Below are 16,340 nucleotides of genomic sequence, written 5' to 3'. Positions count from 1 at the left end.
TCAGAGCCCGACCATACACCGGATATCCTGAGGCGTTGCACCCGCCTCGCGATACGTTGCGATTGCGCGCGCATCGTCACGTTTGGCCAGACGCCGGCCTGCCTCGTCACGGATCAGCCTGTGATGATGATAACGCGGCACCGGCAGCCCGAGCAGGTGCTGCAGCAGAACATGGATCATCGTGGCCTCAGCGAGGTCCTCGCCGCGCACCACATCGGATATCTGCTGTGCCGCGTCATCGATCACCACGGACAGGTGATAGGACGTGCCCATGTCACGCCGCGCAACTACCACATCGCCGGCAGACTGCTGCAGAGCGGCAATATCGGCCGTCACAGTCTGCGGCGGCCCGGGCCGACCGGTCTCCACATAGGACAGCGGGCCGCTGAATACCTCTGCTGCTGCACGCAGATCGAGGCGCAGCGCTTTATCTTTCGGCATCTCAACGCCAGGATCACGCGGCAGATCACGGCAGGTACCGGGATATATCACACCGTCCGGGCCGGTGAGGGGCGCACCCTCCTGCGGAGCCGATGCCGCAGCCAGAATATCGCGTCGGTTGCATTGGCAGGCATAGAGCAGACCCTGCGACCAAAGCGCTCTGAGAGCCGAATTATAGGCCGGCATATTGTCGGACTGGCGCATCACAGGCGTCTCCCATGAGATCCCGAGCCAGGCCAGATCGTCGTAAATCTGCGCCTCCCAGCGGGCGCGCGACCGGGCCCGGTCAATATCTTCGATGCGCAGAAGAAACCGCCCCCCGGACAGCCGCGCCTGATGCAGGGCAAGAAGTGCCGAATACGCATGCCCCAGATGCAGCGGACCCGTCGGCGACGGCGCAAAGCGCGTGATAAAGCTCACGCCTTTTCAATAACGTAGACGTTAGACTTTAAGTTGATACCCGGAAGGTGCGGTCCGTGCTCGCGAAACAGTAAACGGGCAGCACCACAATCAAGCCATTCGCACAGGCCAGCCTCGTTTGCCGGATTTTCCAGCGCATGATCATTAAAGGAAAAGACCATTTTACCGCCCCTTGTGAGACTGCGGATCAGCGTGTGGAGCAAACCGATCGGGGCGGCCCCGGCACCGATGACACCGATCGCCGCAATCGCCGGATAGTCGCCCGGCGAAAAGGGCAGCGGGTCATCTGCCCCGATCTGTTCAAGCTTGCGGTAGATGTTCTTTTCCCGGGCCTCGCGCAGCATATCGGAAGAGAGATCATACCCGTCGATCACCTCAAACCCCTCAAGTTTCAGCGCCAGCCCTGACAATCCGGTGCCACAGCCAAAATCAAGCACCGGGGCGCTGAGATCATCGGTAAACCGGCGCAGCGCTTCGGCGCAGCGCCCGGGTGTTGCGTAGCCGTTTGCGGCGGTTTCCGCCTCGTAGCTCCCGGCCCATTTATCATAGAGTTCGCGTGTCGAGGCCGCATCGCGCGCCTCATAAACCTTGTCGAGATAAGTTTTGCTCATAGCGACAAAGTTAGAGGAGTTTCGCCCGGACTGTCCAGTGGAGGGCGCGAGGCCGAGCCAGCGCGGCGATCACCTGCGCATCAGGCAGGCGCCATGGCCCCGGAGAGCCAGGCTTTCCAGTCACCCTTGCCCCGGTCGGTATAGGCTTTGTACCGGTCTTTGCGGCCGCGCCGCCCGCCTTTGAGCCCTTCCACCGGGGGAAAGAGACCGAAATTGACATTCATCGGCTGAAAGGTTTTCGCTTCCGCCCCGCCGGAAATATGGGTGATCAGAGCGCCGGTGGCCGTGGTGTCGGGTGGTGTTTCCAGCCGCTCCCCGCGGATTTCAGCAGCGGCCAGTTGACCCGCAAGCATACCCATAGCGGCAGATTCCACATACCCTTCAACGCCGGTGATCTGCCCGGCAAAGCGAATATTGGGCTGCGAACGCAACCGCATCTGCCCGTCCAGCAGCGTCGGCGCATTCAGAAAGGTGTTGCGGTGGATGCCGCCCAGGCGCGCAAACCGGGCCTCTTCAAGACCCGGAATACATTTAAAAACATCGGCCTGCGCGCCATACTTCATTTTGGTCTGAAAGCCCACGATATTGTAAAGCGTGCCCAGTTTGTTATCGCGGCGCAGCTGCACCACGGCATAAGGCTTCACGTCCGGCTGGTGCGGATTTGTCAAACCCACAGGCTTCATAGGACCAAAGCGCAGGGTCTCGCGCCCGCGCTCGGCCATCACCTCGATGGGCAGACAGCCATCGAAGTAACCCGCGGTTTCACCTTCGTGAAATTCGGTTTTATCCGCAGCGATCAGCGCGTCAATGAAAGCCTCGTACTGTACTTTGTCCATCGGGCAGTTGAGATAGGCGGTGCGCTCTTCTTCGGTCTCGCCCTTGTCATAACGTGACTGCATCCACGCTTTGCTCATATCGATGCTGTCATGATAGACGATCGGCGCAATGGCATCGAAAAACGCCAGCGCTTCCGCGCCGGTTTCAGCAGCGATGGCTTCGCCGAGAGCCGACGACGTCAGCGGACCGGTGGCAATGATCCAGTGGCCGTCGCGCGGCAGCGCGCGGATTTCGCCATATTCGACGCGCACATTGGGGTGCGCCATCAATGCATCCGTTACCGATTGCGCAAAGGGCTCACGGTCAACCGCTAGCGCGCCACCTGCCGGCAGCCGGTGTTTATCAGCCGTGCGCATGATCAGCCCGCCCGCTTCGCGCATCTCCCAGTGCAGCAGACCAACGGCGTTCTGCTCATGATCGTCCGAGCGGAAACTGTTGGAACAGACCATCTCACCCAGAAGGCCGGTCTGATGCGCGAAGGTACCGACAGCAGGGCGCATTTCATGCACAACGACGGATATGCCTGCGTTTGCAGCCTGCCAGGCGGCTTCGGAGCCTGCCATGCCGCCGCCGATGATATGAAGTTCCTGTGTCATACCCGCCGTTTAAAACAGCCGGGGGTCCGGCGCAACAGCGTCGCGCATGATGCCACACCCACCCGTCCGGAAGCACGCCGATAAAAAGATGAAAAGTTTTTTGGGGTCGCCGCCGCGGGAATGTCGGCCAGGAGAGACTGACCCGGAGGGACCCTCCGCCGGCAGCGACCCAAAACAGTCGCAGGGTACGCATACCCTTCGCCTCAGAAGTGCCACTTTACCGCCTGAATTGGAAGGATAGTTTTAGAAACGCTGAACCCCCGTATTGGAAACAATCGCACCTGCGCAGATTGCTGCCCGCAGACGGGTTGCTCTGGCCGCAGATTTCGCGAAACTCGGCGAACAGGGCAGGGAGAAGAGCACAGATGCCGGTACAACTGAGCGCCGCGGAAATCGGAACGTTTCTCGAAGAGGTTTTTCCCCAGGTCGACGGGGATTTCATCATCGAAAAAGTGGCTGAGAATGCAGCGCGCGTTCGTCTGGTGACGGCGGACAAACATCTGCGTCCGGGTGGCACGATCTCGGGGCCGTCCATGTTCGCGCTGGCCGATGTCGCGGCCTACATCGTGACGCTGGCGATGATCGGGCGGGAGGCGCTGGCGGTCACGACAAACTGTTCGATCGATTTCATGCGCAAACCGGCGGCAGGCAAAGATCTGATCGCTGAGGCCACACTGCTGAAGCTCGGGCGCCAGCTTGCGGTGACGGATGTGCGGATCAGGTCGGATGGCTCTGACCAGCTCGTGGCGCGGGCCGGCCTGACCTATGCGCTGCCACCACGCCCTGCCGGCGATGCGGTAAAGGCGTAGATACAGGCCCGGCACGGGCCGCTTTCAGTCTCCGCCACGATCACACTGCGGCAATAATCGGCGCCTTCAAATGCATCGAGGCGTTGCCAGTGGGCCGGCAGATCATCGGAGGTGAAAAGGTGCACTTTGACCTCGAGGCCTCCGGGATCCGGAATGAACCCCGGGCAGCCATGCGACGCTCCCCAGCCTGTGATGTCCAGATGCCCCCGGATCGTGGCACGGCTCCACGTCCCCGCGAGCGCCTGCACCAAGTGGTGATTGATCTCACCGGGCGCCAGCGTGCCATAGACAAGAAGGCGCCTGTGACTTCTTGCGTCGTCAGTCACACGCCGCCTTACAGGCGGTCGGGCACCGCAAAACAACCGGCATTACGCCCATCCGAGCGCCTGAACCGCATAGACGTCATTCCAGATCTTGGTCATGTGGGTGATCCTGTCGCCCTCGAAGCCGATCACATAGGCGTATTCAGAGGCCACGGATTTGCCGGTGGGCGGGTTGCCTCCCGCATCGACAGTGTGAGTGCCGTGAAACGTGGCGGCGATGCAGACACTCGCGCGATCCTCATCCACGCCGACTGCCATAAGCTCATACCGTCCGTCCGGCAGCGGAACAAGCAGACCCTTCATCCATTCCGCATAACCTTCAAGCGTGGTAACGTCGCCCAGTGCGCCGGCCTGGGCCGAAAAAGACGCACCCGGGGCACAGTACTGCGCGCAGGCAGCCCAGCCTTTCCCGGTTTCGCATGCATCGAAAAATTTCATTGCTGTATCTTTGAGGGTCATATCAGTTCTTTCTGAAAAGTCAGATCCGGCAGATCGCCGTTTAAAGTAACCTCAGCCTACTGCGGCAGCAGCGGAAAGCAACTGGTCTGTGATGTAGCCGGACCCGCGGGCTGCACAATAAAAAGCGGCCGGGACTGGCCCGGCCGAAGGGAAGAGGTCTGTTGCGCGTACCGGGGAGGCTACGCGCGCCAGAACACCTTTGATGCCTCACGATGAGCCGTCTCAGGTGTCAGCCCCACGTCTTCCAGCTGCCAGACCGTCAGCTGCCGGAGCGCCTGCCTTGTGCGGCGCCGCGTGACCCATTGCGACAGGCAGACCGCGAATTCGACCGCGATCAGCGACAGCATCGGAACCGTACGGGTACGGTTCAGATAGTCCAGCGTGCGGGGCGAGAGGGTCATATCCTGTGTCATGGGGATCTCCTGTATTGTATTGACACAATATGGCGGATTTGCCATACTGTACTGATACGATACTTCACACACCCTCGCTACGGAAATATTGTAATGGGTACAATTTGGCGGCCTGAACAGGTCGAAGGGCAGGGGCCCAAGTACAAAGCCGTTATGGAGATGATCCGGCGCGGCATTGAAGCGGGGCTCCTGTCGGAGAATGACAGGCTGCCGCCGGTGCGGGAACTGGCCTGGACGCTGAAGATCACCCCGGGCACCGTCGCGCGGGCCTATAAAATCCTCACCGAAAACGGGACGCTGAACGCAGAAATCGGGCGCGGAACATTCGTTGCGCCGGCGGTGCCCGTGCCTGCCGCCGAGGCTCCGATTGAGATTGATGTGATTTCGCACCGCGCCGAAGAAAACGACAACCCTTTTGCCGTGAGTATGTTTTCGCCGCACCTTCCGGCGGTAGGCCAGGACAGGCTGATCCGGGAGATGCTGGGACGTGTCGCGCAGGATCCGCCCTCGGGGATGATGCATTACCCCAGCCGAACCGGTGCAAAGCCTGCGCGTGAGGCCGTTGTGCGCTGGCTCACAGGCACACCGCTGGGCGCTTTTTCAGAGACCGACATCGTATTGTCTCATGGCGGGCAGAACGGCCTGTCACTGATCTTTCAGGCGATCCTGCGCGGCAGCAAACCAGCCGTACTGATCGAGGAGTTATCCTATCCCGGCTTCCGGAGGGCTGCGGAACTGCTGCGGGCAGATGTGATCCCGGTGGCGATGGATGCTCAGGGCGTGATCCCTGAAGCCCTCGAAGAAGCAGCGAAAAAATACGACGCACAGGTTTTCTGCACATCGCCCGAAGTTCATAATCCCACCGGCATTTTCACGCCCGTGGCGCGCCGCGAAGCTCTGGTGGGGGTCGCCCGGCGCAACGATCTGCAGATTGTGGAGGATGACTGTTACCGTATGCGCGTCGATCGCGCGCCCACCTACCGGATGCTCGCACCGGAGCGGGGGTGGTATGTCTCTTCACTTGCCAAGACGCTGACGCCGGCGCTCCGGATCGGCTTTGCTATTGCCCCGGAGGGGCGCACGCCCGATCTGCGCCGGATTGCCGAATATAACTGTTTCGGGCTGGCGACGCCGCTGATTGACCTTTGTGCGATGCTGCTTGCCCACCCGCAGATTGACCGGCTGGCCGCTGAGACCAGCAGGGTTTCGGGCGCGTATGTCCGCAGCGCGGTGAATATTCTTGGCGGCTATGACGTTTCCTGGCGGGCGGATGTTCCGTTTTTGTGGCTGCGCCTGCCGCTGGGGTGGCGGTCGGGGGCTTTTTGTCAGGCGGCCGAGGCACAGGGCGTGCAGATCCGAACAGCGGAGGAATTTGTTTGCCGGGACGCGCGCGCACCGCACGCCGTGCGCCTTGCGATCAACGCCGGTGTTTCGCTGAAAAGTTTTGAGGCCGCCGTGCTGCGCCTGCGCCATCTGCTCGATAATCCCCCTGAACAACTGACCGTATAATATTTTGGGGTAAAATATTACCTATTTTACATCTCTTTGTTTTTGCTTATTTATTCCCGCATCACCGCGCTTGACGTGAAAAATTTCGCCTGTATAACCACCCGATCAGATTACGAGCCGGGCGCCCTGCGCGGCTTTCCATCCTAAACGGGGAACCGTCCATGAAAACCTTTTCTGCAACACCCGCAGATATCGACAAGAAATGGATCCTGATCGACGCTGAAGGCGTTGTTCTGGGCCGTCTCGCATCGATCGTCGCACAGCGCCTGCGCGGCAAACATAAACCGTCCTTCACGCCGCATATGGATTGCGGAGACAACGTGATCGTCATCAACGCGGACAAGATCCAGCTGACCGGCAAGAAGCGCGACGAGCACCATTACTGGCACACCGGTCACCCCGGCGGGATCAAATCGCGCACCAAAGCGCAGATCCTCGAAGGCGCACACCCTGAGCGGGTCGTGACCCTTGCCGTCAAGCGCATGCTGCCCGGCAACCGTCTGAGCCGTCAGGTGATGACCAACCTGCGCGTCTATGCAGGTGGTGATCACCCCCACGAGGCCCAGAGCCCCGAAGTTCTGGATGTCGCATCCATGAACAGCAAAAACACCCGGAGTGCATGAGCATGGCTGACGAAATCAACACACTCGAAGATCTCAAAGACGTTGTGACCGAAAACATCGGTGCCGTGCAGGGCGTGGCCGCCGAAGAAGCGATCCAGCGTGAGCCGGTCCGTGATGACCTCGGCCGCTCCTATGCCACAGGCAAGCGTAAGGACGCGGTCGCCCGTGTCTGGATCAGGCCGGGTTCCGGCAAGGTCACCGTGAACGGCAAGCCGCAGAACGAATACTTTGCGCGCCCGGTGCTGCAGATGATCCTGGCACAGCCGTTCACCGTTTCCGGCACAGAAGGCCAGTTCGACGTGGTCGCCACCGTTAAAGGCGGCGGTCTGTCCGGTCAGGCCGGCGCGGTCAAGCACGGTGTTTCCAAAGCGCTGCAACTTTACGACCCGTCGCTGCGTGGTGCTCTGAAAGCCGCCGGGTTCCTCACCCGCGACAGCCGTGTGGTTGAGCGTAAGAAATACGGTAAGGCCAAAGCGCGTAAGAGCTTCCAGTTCTCCAAGCGTTAAGTCCGGGCCAGGCTGCAACACAGCCGGCAATACAGATAACAAAAGCCGCTCCCTTCCGGGGGCGGCTTTTTCATTTTCGCGGCACGGGGCGCGAACACTGGTTTGAGCGCGGCCGGCCTGCAGGGCCCTGCTCAGACGACCGGGACCGTCAGGCTTTGGCGCGGCGCTTTTGAGCGCCCAGAAGGCCAAGACCACCCATCATCAACCAGATCCCGGCGGGCAGGGGAATGGGATTGGTCGTGCTGTCCCCGCCGCCCGTGTCACCACCCTCGGCGCCGGATGTTACTATTGTCACGCCGCATTCGCCGGCGCCCTGTGGCGCAAAATTGATCCGGGTAAAGCCCGCAATTTCATTGAAACAGGCATGCGATGACGTGCTCCAGTTCGACAGACCCGCCGATGTCAGGCCTTCGTTCACCGGAAAGTTCTCCTGTCCCGCACCAATATTGACCGTCTCGCTGTTGAAGGCAAAGACATCCGCAACGGGAATTTCATCTGCCAGAAAGCTGTCCGGCAAGGTCCACCAGTCACTGCCTAAAGAGGAAGGAATGTCTGCTGTCATTGAGACAATGCCGAGTCCCACACCGGACGCCGCCCAGTTCACCGCATTGATGATGAAACCCTGCGGACCGTTGTCGACACCAGGCAGGTTGTTGAACTGGTGGAAATCCGCGTCCTGGCCGGACAGAAACGTCCGGCTGTCGTCCCCGCGCGCCGCTTCAATTTCGTCGCCATAGGCCAGTACACCGTCAGCATATACGCCGTTGCCGAAAAAGCCCGCTGATCCGGAACAGTTGCCGGTTCCGTTTGAGTTGCAGGTCGAGCCGATGACAAAGGCATCATAATTTTCAAACCCGGGGTCGGACGTGCCGTCCCAGAAAGTCAGGTTCCAGGACAGCGCACCGTCGCCGTCCGGGTCATAAGTGGCCGCCCGGTCCGCGACTGATTGCATGGAGGCGTCATAGGCATCAGTGCCGGACGTCCACAAAACGTCGATGGTCGCGGTATGTCCTGCGACGGGTATGGAAATGAGAAATGTGCAGGCCGCTGCAGCCAGAATCTTTAATTCAGACATGGAAAATCTCCGGTACTATACAATTGATGAGCACAATAATGCATATCACGAATTCATTGTTTCGTGAAGGGGCGATCAGGCGAACGATTATTGCGCGCCGAATGGCGCAGACGATACGCGAAGAGTTTCCGGTAAGCGTTTACTGATCCGGTGAAATCAGGCCCAGGCCACGCAGGTAAATGCCAATGCCTGTTTCCAGAAGATCATCCGGCGGGAAGGGAGACGCGCGTCCCGGGGAGTTGCGCGCAAAAAGCTCGACGACCCCGTGGCTCATGGCCCAGATATGCGCCGAGAACATCGACGCGGGCGGGCGCTTGTCTTCGGGTATGTGCTGGCTGAGATCTGTTGCTGCTTTTTCCAGAACCGCACTGGCCCGCGTCGCGGCCGCTGCCAGTTCCGGCGTGCGGTTCACGCTGATGCCGCTTTCGAACATCGCAATGTAGTGGCCGGGATATTTGCGCGCAAAGGCCAGATAGGCGCGCCCGGTCGCGGAAAAGGCCGCCAGTGCAGAAGGCTGGCCTTTTTCATATGCAAATTCCATCAATTCGGCGAACATCTCATATCCCTGGCGCGCGGCCTCAGCAATCAGATCCTCGCGCCCGTCAAAATGACGGTAGACAGCCGCGGGTGTGACGCCGGCCTGTTTTGCCGCCTCAGACAGCGTAAAGCCGGTGGGCCCGCGCAGTTCAATCAGCTGCAGCGCCGCATCGATCAGCGCCTGGCGCAGATTGCCGTGATGATAGCCGCGTTTAGGCATGCCAGATGTCAGGCCCCCCGCAGATCGCCGTATCGATCGCCCCCAGCGCACCGGTGTCTTTGTGTGTGTAGTCAATACCATGCAGCACGCTGCGGATCACATTGAGCCGCGCACGCCGTTTGTCGTCCGAGCGCACCACGGTCCAGCGCGCATCCGGCACATGGGTGCGCGTCAGCGTATCGCCGATGGCATGCGTATAGGCATCCCAATTTTTGAGCCCTTCGACATCGATCCGGCTCAGTTTCCACTGTTTCAGCGGGTCATGTTCGCGCGCGAGCATCCGGCGCAGCTGTTCGGCGCGGCCCACATTGAGCCAGAACTTGAACAGGATGATCCCGTCATCCACCAGCATCTGCTCAAAAGGGGTGACCTGAGAAAAGAAATGAGCGCGCTGCGCATCGGTGCAGAAATCAAAAACCGTCTCGACAACGGCACGGTTGTACCAGCTGCGGTCAAAGAACACGATTTCGCCGGCGGCCGGAAGATGATCGACATAGCGCTGGAAATACCACTGGGTCTGTTCTTTTTCAGTGGGTTTCGGCAGGGCCACAATGCGCGCGCCACGCGGATTGAGATTGGTGCGCAGGCGGCTGATGGTGCCGCCTTTGCCCGCACCGTCCCGGCCTTCAAAGACCATCGCCACCCGGGCGCCGCTTTCCCTGGCCCAGGACTGCATTTTCACCAGCTCAATCTGCAGTGCGGCCAGATCGCGCTCATAGGTTTTGCGCCCCAGACGATCGGAATGGGGGTAATCGGCGGTCAGAATAGGGCCCTTATCCTGCGCACGGATCGCTTCGCGCACGTGCTGAGGGGCATCATTTTCGAAGAAGGCACTGATCGCACCGTCAAAAGGCAGCTCCATAGGGCCTCCGTTTGTTATATTCTGTAACCTATATGGGATGTTAATCGGCTTAACGCAAACCCGCGCGGGCGGCGGCGCGGTTGATCGCGTCAACCACAGCATCAGGGTCTGCGTGGTGCGGCATATGCCCCACACCCTCCATCCGGGTGAGCACCGCGCCGGGGATCTGCCGGGAAAGCGGCTCTGAGTGGATATCCATCGGCACGGTGTCGTCTTCGGTTCCGTGCAGAATTTCGACCGGCAGATCAAGGCCCGGATAGCGGTCTTTCATCTCAGTCACATAAGGTTTGAGGCTGTTTACCTGCTGGGCATTTGCGCGCATCGTCCCGCGGCGCAGTGTCATTTCCGGCCCGAAGTGATCCAGATAGCCATCGGGCGCGTGCTGGGGCGCAAAGATGGTATCGACGATGTCGCGGATGTAGCTTTCCGGCGTGAAGGCCGTGATCAGCGGGATCACCAGCGCGCTGCCTGCAGGCGATGCGTTGATCCGGTACAGGGGCCCAAGCTCGCCCGGCCAGGGGTTTGACGCCGCCGCAAGAAGCACCAGTGCTGCCGTGTCATCGGGCCGTGTCAGTGCCCAGGAGAGCGCAATCGCACCACCATAGGAATGACCCAGGACGATGGGATTTTCCGCGCCCACTGCATTCGCTGCGCCCTGAAGCAGGTCCGCCTGCAACGCGGGCGGCTCAGCGGCGGTGTTCCACGCACCGCCATACCCCTCCGGCCGGTCAGAGCGGCCCATTCCGGGCCGGTCCACGGCGATGACCCTGTAATCGCCCTCAAGCCGGCTCACCACATCAAAGGTAAAATCGCGCAGGCTGCCGCTCGCACCGTGGATCAGAACGATATCCGGCCCCTGACCCGTGACGGTCAGGTGGATGCGGGTGCCGTCCACATCGATGTACTGCCCTGCGGCGGGATACGTCTCCTCCGCCGTGATCTCGCGTTCGGCGGCGCGCCACTGGACCACGGCAAAAAGCGCCAGAGCGATCAGCAGCGCCACGACCATGCGCTTAAGTCCCGATCGCATCGATATCATACGGCGTGTCCTGATAGACCTCGGTCAGCCAGTTGCCATAGAGCAGGTGCGCATGGCTGCGCCACCGGTTGAGCGGTTTGCGCGACGGATCGTCCTGCGGGTAGTAGTTCATCGGCACACTGATCGGCGCGCCGGCGGCCACATCGCGGTCGTATTCCTGTTTCAGCGTGTCGCTGTCGTATTCAAAATGGTTGAAGATATAGAGCGCGCGGTGGCCCGGATCCTCGACCAGACAGGGACCGGCATCATCACTGCCCAGCAGTGTCGTGAGCCCGGGGGCAGCGTCTATCTCATCCTGCCGCATCTCGGTCCAGCGCGACACCGGGATCACGCAATCGTCGGAAAACCCGCGCAGATAGGGCGAGGCAGGAGCGAGATTGCTGTGCCTGTAACAGCCGAAAAGCTTGGCATCCAGAATGTGCTTTTTCACCCCGTGAAAGTGGTTGATCATCGCCATCCCGCCCCAGCAGACGCCAAAGGTGGAATGCACGTGGGTCTGCGTCCAGTCCATCACCTGGCGCAGCTCGTCCCAGTAGGTCACGGCGTCAAATTCCAGATGCTCGATCGGCGCGCCGGTGATGATCAGCCCGTCGAACTTTTCGTCACGGACCTCCTCAAAGGGGCGGTAAAAGCTCTCCATATGCTCGGCTGCGGTATTTTTCGTCTGGTGCTCGGACATACGGATCAGGCTCAGGTCGATCTGCAGCGGCGTGGCGCCGATGAGGCGCGCAAACTGGTTCTCGGTCTGAATCTTTTTCGGCATCAGATTGAGCAGTCCGATGCGCAGCGGGCGGATATCCTGACGCGCGGCCTGGTCGGGGTCCATCACCATCACACCCTCGCGTGTCAGCACGTCATAGGCGGGCAGGTCGGCAGGTATCTTGATGGGCATCGAAGCGTTCCCGGCAAATGTCAGAGTGTGGTCAGATAGCGCCTGGCGCAGCCGCTCTCAAGGGGGGTGCCGTCACAATGGGGTGACGGTGTCAGAGGCATCCGGCAATAAGATCGTCAAAATCCTGCGGGGTCTTTAAGCCTGCGACCTGATCGGCGGTCACGGTCACTCCCCACCTTGCCATCGCCTCATAGCGCGGCTGCCGGTGAGCGAGCGCTCGGGCGTATGTGAAACGGATGAAGTCGTCAGGATCAACATCACCCTCTGAGCATTTGTTTTCACTCAGGTATTCCTGCCAGACAGCCGCCAGAAAAGCGGGCTGGTAGGCCATCGGTTTCGGAGCGCGGTCAAAGCGGCGGATAAGCTCTGCGGTATGGGCATCGTCTCCGCGGATCCAGATCATCAGGCAATGCGCGGAAAGTTCGCGCAGCAGCGGGTCGTTCTCATCCGCCGGATCCACCCACTCACAGATCGAACCGCCGGTATCGCAGATAAAGTTGGGATAGCCGTAAAGCGCCTCGGCGCGGCGCGAAAAGCGCGCGGTGTCATGCAGGGCTGCGATTTCAGCTTTGCGGAACTGATCCTGGCGGCGGCTGTATTCGGCCATCGGCAGGCCGCCTTTTTCCGGGTCGCCCGGTTTGCCCAGATAGGTGGCGACGGGCGAGAGGTTTTCAAAGGTGATGTTGGAGCCGATATAGATGCTGTCGCTCATCAGCAGATCGCGCAGGAACGGCACTTTCATCGCTTCGGCCTTGGCATTGTCGGCGATGTATTCGCCCATGTAACGCGTACCGATGCGGTAATCGATCGAATAGTGAAACCACGACCCGCTGGCGCGCAGCAGGTTGGACATATGTGTCTTGCCGAGCCCCGACATGCCGTAAACCAGCACCGATTTGCGCGGTGCCGCGCGCCAGTCTGCCGCAGAAGAATAAAGCATGTCCGGGATTCCGCCTGAATGAAGTTCCGCAACTCCTAGCCGGGCGGCGGTGATGCGTCAATCAGCCCGCCCCGGCGCGCGCCCGTCTGATGCGTCGCAGCAACCGTCCGTCAAGCACGACCATCCCCAGCGCCAGAAGGGCAAACCCTGCCCAGGCATTGGGTGAGAGCTGTTCGGCCCGCAGGAGCCCGCCCAGCGTGATCGCCACCGGCGGGATGATCAGTGTCACCAGCATCAGGTTACCAGAGCCCGCGAGCGACAGAACGTGGTAATACAGCAGATAAGCCAGCGCCGTCGCGATCACCGAATAATACCCGATGGCGAGCAGTGTATCCGGCTGCAGCGCCAGGCTGAGAGGTCCCTCGACGATTGAGGCCAGCGGCACCGAAATCAGGCTCGATCCGGTCAGCATACCCGCCGCAGCCATCTGTGGACGCAGTCCGGAAAGATAGGTGCGCGCCCAGACCCCGGCCAGCGCATAGGATACAGTGCCGGCGAGGATCGCAAGCTGCGCCAGCGAGCGGATGTCAAACTCCGTCAGATTGTTCAGCCCGATCGCCGTGGTCACGCCGGCAAAGCCGAGCAGCACACCAGTGATTTTACGCGCTGTCAGCCGTTCATCGGCAAAGAAAACCGCCGCCGCCAGTACGCCGAAGATGGCTGTGGCCGCATTAAAGATCGATGTGAGCCCGCTTGTCACATGCAGCTGCCCCCAGGCCATCAGCGCAAAAGGGATCATATTATTGAGCAGCCCCATGACAAAAAACGCCCCCCAGGTGCGCAGATCCCGCGGCAGAGGGATGCGCATCACCAGAACCACACCCCAGAGCACCAGCATCGCCCAGAATGTGCGATGCGCCACAGTGGTGAGCGGCCCGATTTCATCCAGTGCGATGCGGATGGAAACAAAGGATGCGCCCCAGATCGTGCCAAGGGCCAGCATCGCGACCCAGGCCCGCGCGGATATGGATTTCTGTTCAATCATGCTTTGAGCCTTACCGAAGGGGCAGGGGCCGCACGACCCGGATCGTGCTCAAACAAAAACCCCCGCGCCACGAAGGGCTGCGGGGGTCATGCTGCATATACGTGAAGTCGCGTTAGGCGGTCAGAAGTAATAACCGATCTTGAAGCCTACAGCGACGGCATCGTTATCGGTAAAGACACCGCCCGGGATGGCAGCGCCAACGATGGTGTTGGCCTCACCGATATCGGTATAGCTGATGCCGCCGGTGATTTTCATGTTGTCCACTGTATAGACAGCAGAAAGACCAAGACCCAGCTGACCATCGGTCGGGCCGAGGTTGCCGGTAGGGGATCCGGTGGTGCGCTCATAGTTAACCGAGGCCGCTACGGACCAGTTCTCGTTCAGACGGCGCCCGACACCCAGCGTGTATTTAATGCGGTCGTCAGCATAGAACACCAGCGGCGAGCCGACGAGGCCCACATAGCTTTCAGGCGCGATTTCAAAGGCAGACCAGTCGACCCAGCGGATTGATCCGAAGACCAGAGTGTCTTCTGCCACGCCGGACTGGAAATCCAGGGTCAGCGACTGCGGCGTTTCGATTTCTGTGGTCGACGTCACATTCAGGCCCAGCACGGAGGACTCAGTTGTATCCAGCTCGTGTTTGATCGTGGACTGATAGGTCAGCGCCACGCGAAGAGCGATCTCGGGACGCTCATAGGCAACACCCAGCAGATAGCCTGCACCGCCGTCCTTTTCCGCGTTCGCCTCATAGGGCGTACCGGCCAGAGGGCCGCCGCCGGTCACGAAAGGTACGAAGGCATTCGCGTCGATATACTGGTAACGCAGACCACCGTAGACGCTGAGCTTGCTGGGAAAGTTATACTGAAGGATCGCGGTGAGCGCATTGGAATCAAACTCAGCGAGCGAGCCCTGGGCGAAGTACCCTGTGCCTGTGGGATAATTCACATTGGCACCGTATGGCTGATCGTAAATCAGCGCATAGGACAGTGTGTCGTTGAGATCCGCCTTATAGGCAAAACCGTACTGCTGATAGGTTTCCGTCATGTCACCGGAGGCAACACCGGGGGTAATCAGACCGCCGACACCGGACACATCCGGGCTTACGGTTGCAAAGCTGAATTCGACATAGCGGCCTTCTTCAAAGAGCGGGCCCACAGACTGTGGTGAGCGTTCGATGCCACCGGCGTAAGCTGTGCCTGTCGCCAGACATAAAGCTGTTACACTTCCGAAATATACTCTCATAGAATCTCCTCCCCAGAAGATTGCCCGTACTTTAACCGCACCATTGCCGAAAAGTTGGCGCAGATAAGCACGAATAATTTACCGGTCAATCGATTACGCAGGGGAAATGAGATTTGTGACGTTACGTAGAATTAAGCCCGGCTGCGCGTTTCAGACCACAGGTTGAGATAATTGCCGGTAAATATGACCAGCGCGCCCACGAAGACCCACAGATCAAGCGCCTCACCGTAAAGCAGCATGCCTACAACCGCGATGGCCGGCAACCTGATGAAATCGACCGGCACCACAACCGTGGCCGGTGCCAGCGCCAGCGCATTGGTCATGCAGTAATGCGCCATCAGGCCCGCCGCCCCGATCACGATCACAAAAGGCAGACCCGTCGCGTCCGGCAGCGCGATATCCCCGTCATAGCCTGCGGCGATCACGCCAAAGACAAGCTGCATGGCGGTAAGGTAAAACAGAATGCAGGTGATGCTCTGCGTGCGGGTCAGCTTTTTGGTGAACATGATGGTCAGCGCAAAAAAGATCGCCGAGGAGGCCGCGGTGATCACGCCTGCATTTATGCCGGCCATATCCGGGCGCGCCACGATCAGAATACCGATAAAACCCATGACCGCCGCAAACCCGCGCATCAGCGTCAGCCGCTCCCCCAGAACCAGCGGCGAGAGCACAATGACCCAGAGCGGAGAGGTGAACTCCAGCGCAAAGACCTGCGCCAGCGGGATCGCCGTAACCGCATAAAACCACAGGTTCTGCCCGGTGAAATGTGCAAGGTTACGCATAGTGTGCAGTCTGAGGCTCTGCGTGTTGACCTGCCGCCAGGTGCCGGCAATCCCCGCAACGATGACCACGATAAGCACACCGAAAAGGCTGCGGTACATCATGATCTCAAACGTATCGAGTTTGCCGGACAGCTCCCGTCCGGCCACGGCCATTGATGAAAACGAGGCAATAGAACCCAGCATCCACAGGCACGCTTTGACGACAGGGCTCACGCGACC

At 60.2% G+C, this 16,340-nt stretch carries 19 protein-coding genes; 4 read left to right on the top strand and 15 right to left on the bottom strand.

All coding sequences use genetic code 11. The annotated features are described in order from the left end of the window. The 3 genes from gluQRS to trmFO all read right to left on the bottom strand — a co-directional run bounded on the left by gluQRS (position 1) and on the right by trmFO (position 2,905). Positions 1-861, bottom strand: a complete 861-nt coding sequence (gluQRS, locus tag G3256_RS09355) for a tRNA glutamyl-Q(34) synthetase GluQRS (protein ID WP_169640564.1) — start codon at positions 859-861, stop codon at positions 1-3. Continuing rightward, positions 858-1,472: a class I SAM-dependent DNA methyltransferase gene (locus G3256_RS09350; RefSeq protein ID WP_169640563.1), complete on the bottom strand. Its 615-nt coding sequence runs from the start codon at positions 1,470-1,472 to the stop codon at positions 858-860. Before G3256_RS09350 ends, gluQRS begins: the two co-directional genes overlap by 4 nt. Before the next feature lie 80 nt (positions 1,473-1,552). Continuing rightward, the gene (gene trmFO, locus G3256_RS09345; protein WP_169640562.1) at positions 1,553-2,905 is read right to left on the bottom strand and encodes a methylenetetrahydrofolate--tRNA-(uracil(54)-C(5))-methyltransferase (FADH(2)-oxidizing) TrmFO; all 1,353 of its coding nucleotides are present in this window, start codon (positions 2,903-2,905) and stop codon (positions 1,553-1,555) included. A 365-nt stretch (positions 2,906-3,270) separates the two neighbouring features. Here trmFO and G3256_RS09340 point away from each other — a divergent pair, with 365 nt between their 5' ends. Beyond that, positions 3,271-3,714, top strand: a complete 444-nt coding sequence (locus tag G3256_RS09340; protein ID WP_169640561.1) for a PaaI family thioesterase — start codon at positions 3,271-3,273, stop codon at positions 3,712-3,714. Here G3256_RS09340 and G3256_RS09335 read toward each other — a convergent pair. The 3 genes from G3256_RS09335 to G3256_RS09325 form a co-directional block, all read right to left on the bottom strand. Beyond that, entirely contained in the window at positions 3,669-4,040 is a 372-nt protein-coding gene (locus G3256_RS09335) for a gamma-glutamylcyclotransferase family protein (protein ID WP_169640560.1), read from the bottom strand. The two genes, G3256_RS09340 and G3256_RS09335, sit on opposite strands and share 46 nt — an antisense overlap. Before the next feature lie 42 nt (positions 4,041-4,082). After that, entirely contained in the window at positions 4,083-4,475 is a 393-nt protein-coding gene (locus tag G3256_RS09330; protein ID WP_343044335.1) for an ester cyclase, read from the bottom strand. Between the two features lie 200 nt (positions 4,476-4,675). Beyond that, complete coding sequence (locus tag G3256_RS09325; protein WP_169640558.1) at positions 4,676-4,909, bottom strand: DUF1127 domain-containing protein; 234 nt, start codon at positions 4,907-4,909, stop codon at positions 4,676-4,678. Positions 4,910-5,002: 93 nt separating this feature from the next. Here G3256_RS09325 and G3256_RS09320 point away from each other — a divergent pair, with 93 nt between their 5' ends. The 3 genes from G3256_RS09320 (at position 5,003) to rpsI (ending at position 7,547) form a co-directional block, all read left to right on the top strand. After that, the gene (locus G3256_RS09320) at positions 5,003-6,418 is read left to right on the top strand and encodes an aminotransferase-like domain-containing protein (protein WP_169640557.1); all 1,416 of its coding nucleotides are present in this window, start codon (positions 5,003-5,005) and stop codon (positions 6,416-6,418) included. A 161-nt stretch (positions 6,419-6,579) separates the two neighbouring features. Beyond that, positions 6,580-7,041: a 50S ribosomal protein L13 gene (rplM, locus tag G3256_RS09315; protein ID WP_169640556.1), complete on the top strand. Its 462-nt coding sequence runs from the start codon at positions 6,580-6,582 to the stop codon at positions 7,039-7,041. Between the two features lie 2 nt (positions 7,042-7,043). Further along, positions 7,044-7,547 carry a 30S ribosomal protein S9 gene (gene rpsI, locus G3256_RS09310; protein WP_169640555.1) on the top strand — a complete coding sequence of 168 codons (504 nt, stop codon included), beginning with the start codon at positions 7,044-7,046 and terminating at the stop codon, positions 7,545-7,547. 148 nt (positions 7,548-7,695) lie between these two features. Here the strand turns inward: rpsI and G3256_RS09305 are convergent, their stop codons facing one another. The 9 genes from G3256_RS09305 to G3256_RS09265 form a co-directional block, all read right to left on the bottom strand. Beyond that, complete coding sequence (locus G3256_RS09305) at positions 7,696-8,622, bottom strand: VPLPA-CTERM sorting domain-containing protein (RefSeq protein ID WP_169640554.1); 927 nt, start codon at positions 8,620-8,622, stop codon at positions 7,696-7,698. A 139-nt stretch (positions 8,623-8,761) separates the two neighbouring features. After that, positions 8,762-9,379 (bottom strand): TetR/AcrR family transcriptional regulator, encoded by a 618-nt coding sequence (locus G3256_RS09300; protein ID WP_169640553.1) that lies wholly within the window; start codon positions 9,377-9,379, stop codon positions 8,762-8,764. Then, positions 9,372-10,241 (bottom strand): polyphosphate kinase 2, encoded by an 870-nt coding sequence (ppk2, locus tag G3256_RS09295; RefSeq protein ID WP_169640552.1) that lies wholly within the window; start codon positions 10,239-10,241, stop codon positions 9,372-9,374. The genes G3256_RS09300 and ppk2 overlap by 8 nt, the downstream gene beginning before the upstream one ends. 49 nt (positions 10,242-10,290) lie before the next feature. Then, on the bottom strand, positions 10,291-11,250 hold the full coding sequence (locus tag G3256_RS09290; RefSeq protein ID WP_206040820.1) for an alpha/beta fold hydrolase: 960 nt from the start codon (positions 11,248-11,250) through the stop codon (positions 10,291-10,293). A gap of 4 nt (positions 11,251-11,254) precedes the next feature. Next, complete coding sequence (gene metA, locus G3256_RS09285; RefSeq protein WP_169640551.1) at positions 11,255-12,172, bottom strand: homoserine O-acetyltransferase MetA; 918 nt, start codon at positions 12,170-12,172, stop codon at positions 11,255-11,257. A 91-nt stretch (positions 12,173-12,263) separates the two neighbouring features. After that, positions 12,264-13,112, bottom strand: coding sequence for an ATPase (locus G3256_RS09280; protein ID WP_169640550.1), 849 nt, complete (start codon positions 13,110-13,112; stop codon positions 12,264-12,266). A gap of 61 nt (positions 13,113-13,173) precedes the next feature. Beyond that, positions 13,174-14,097, bottom strand: a complete 924-nt coding sequence (locus tag G3256_RS09275; protein ID WP_169640549.1) for a DMT family transporter — start codon at positions 14,095-14,097, stop codon at positions 13,174-13,176. A gap of 120 nt (positions 14,098-14,217) precedes the next feature. Beyond that, complete coding sequence (locus G3256_RS09270) at positions 14,218-15,339, bottom strand: OmpP1/FadL family transporter (RefSeq protein ID WP_169640548.1); 1,122 nt, start codon at positions 15,337-15,339, stop codon at positions 14,218-14,220. Between the two features lie 131 nt (positions 15,340-15,470). Further along, positions 15,471-16,334: a DMT family transporter gene (locus G3256_RS09265; protein ID WP_169640547.1), complete on the bottom strand. Its 864-nt coding sequence runs from the start codon at positions 16,332-16,334 to the stop codon at positions 15,471-15,473. Positions 16,335-16,340: the final 6 nt, after the last annotated feature.

The organism is Roseobacter ponti, from assembly GCF_012932215.1.
Classification (GTDB): Bacteria; Pseudomonadota; Alphaproteobacteria; order Rhodobacterales; family Rhodobacteraceae; genus Roseobacter; species Roseobacter ponti.
This window is presented reverse-complemented; position numbering and strand designations above follow the sequence as displayed.

What these genes read in the sequence shown, in the direction of transcription:
- G3256_RS09280 (WP_169640550.1), bottom strand. Translation starts at nt 13,112, where the DNA reads ATGCTTTATTCTTCTGCGGCAGACTGGCGCGCGGCACCGCGCAAATCG.
- G3256_RS09330 (WP_343044335.1), bottom strand. Translation starts at nt 4,475, where the DNA reads ATGAAATTTTTCGATGCATGCGAAACCGGGAAAGGCTGGGCTGCCTGC.
- G3256_RS09305 (WP_169640554.1), bottom strand. Translation starts at nt 8,622, where the DNA reads ATGTCTGAATTAAAGATTCTGGCTGCAGCGGCCTGCACATTTCTCATT.
- G3256_RS09320 (WP_169640557.1), top strand. Translation starts at nt 5,003, where the DNA reads ATGGGTACAATTTGGCGGCCTGAACAGGTCGAAGGGCAGGGGCCCAAG.
- G3256_RS09350 (WP_169640563.1), bottom strand. Translation starts at nt 1,472, where the DNA reads ATGAGCAAAACTTATCTCGACAAGGTTTATGAGGCGCGCGATGCGGCC.
- trmFO (WP_169640562.1), bottom strand. Translation starts at nt 2,905, where the DNA reads ATGACACAGGAACTTCATATCATCGGCGGCGGCATGGCAGGCTCCGAA.
- rplM (WP_169640556.1), top strand. Translation starts at nt 6,580, where the DNA reads ATGAAAACCTTTTCTGCAACACCCGCAGATATCGACAAGAAATGGATC.
- metA (WP_169640551.1), bottom strand. Translation starts at nt 12,172, where the DNA reads ATGCCCATCAAGATACCTGCCGACCTGCCCGCCTATGACGTGCTGACA.
- G3256_RS09270 (WP_169640548.1), bottom strand. Translation starts at nt 15,339, where the DNA reads ATGAGAGTATATTTCGGAAGTGTAACAGCTTTATGTCTGGCGACAGGC.
- G3256_RS09300 (WP_169640553.1), bottom strand. Translation starts at nt 9,379, where the DNA reads ATGCCTAAACGCGGCTATCATCACGGCAATCTGCGCCAGGCGCTGATC.
- G3256_RS09325 (WP_169640558.1), bottom strand. Translation starts at nt 4,909, where the DNA reads ATGACACAGGATATGACCCTCTCGCCCCGCACGCTGGACTATCTGAAC.
- ppk2 (WP_169640552.1), bottom strand. Translation starts at nt 10,241, where the DNA reads ATGGAGCTGCCTTTTGACGGTGCGATCAGTGCCTTCTTCGAAAATGAT.
- G3256_RS09275 (WP_169640549.1), bottom strand. Translation starts at nt 14,097, where the DNA reads ATGATTGAACAGAAATCCATATCCGCGCGGGCCTGGGTCGCGATGCTG.
- rpsI (WP_169640555.1), top strand. Translation starts at nt 7,044, where the DNA reads ATGGCTGACGAAATCAACACACTCGAAGATCTCAAAGACGTTGTGACC.
- G3256_RS09290 (WP_206040820.1), bottom strand. Translation starts at nt 11,250, where the DNA reads ATGGTCGTGGCGCTGCTGATCGCTCTGGCGCTTTTTGCCGTGGTCCAG.
- G3256_RS09340 (WP_169640561.1), top strand. Translation starts at nt 3,271, where the DNA reads ATGCCGGTACAACTGAGCGCCGCGGAAATCGGAACGTTTCTCGAAGAG.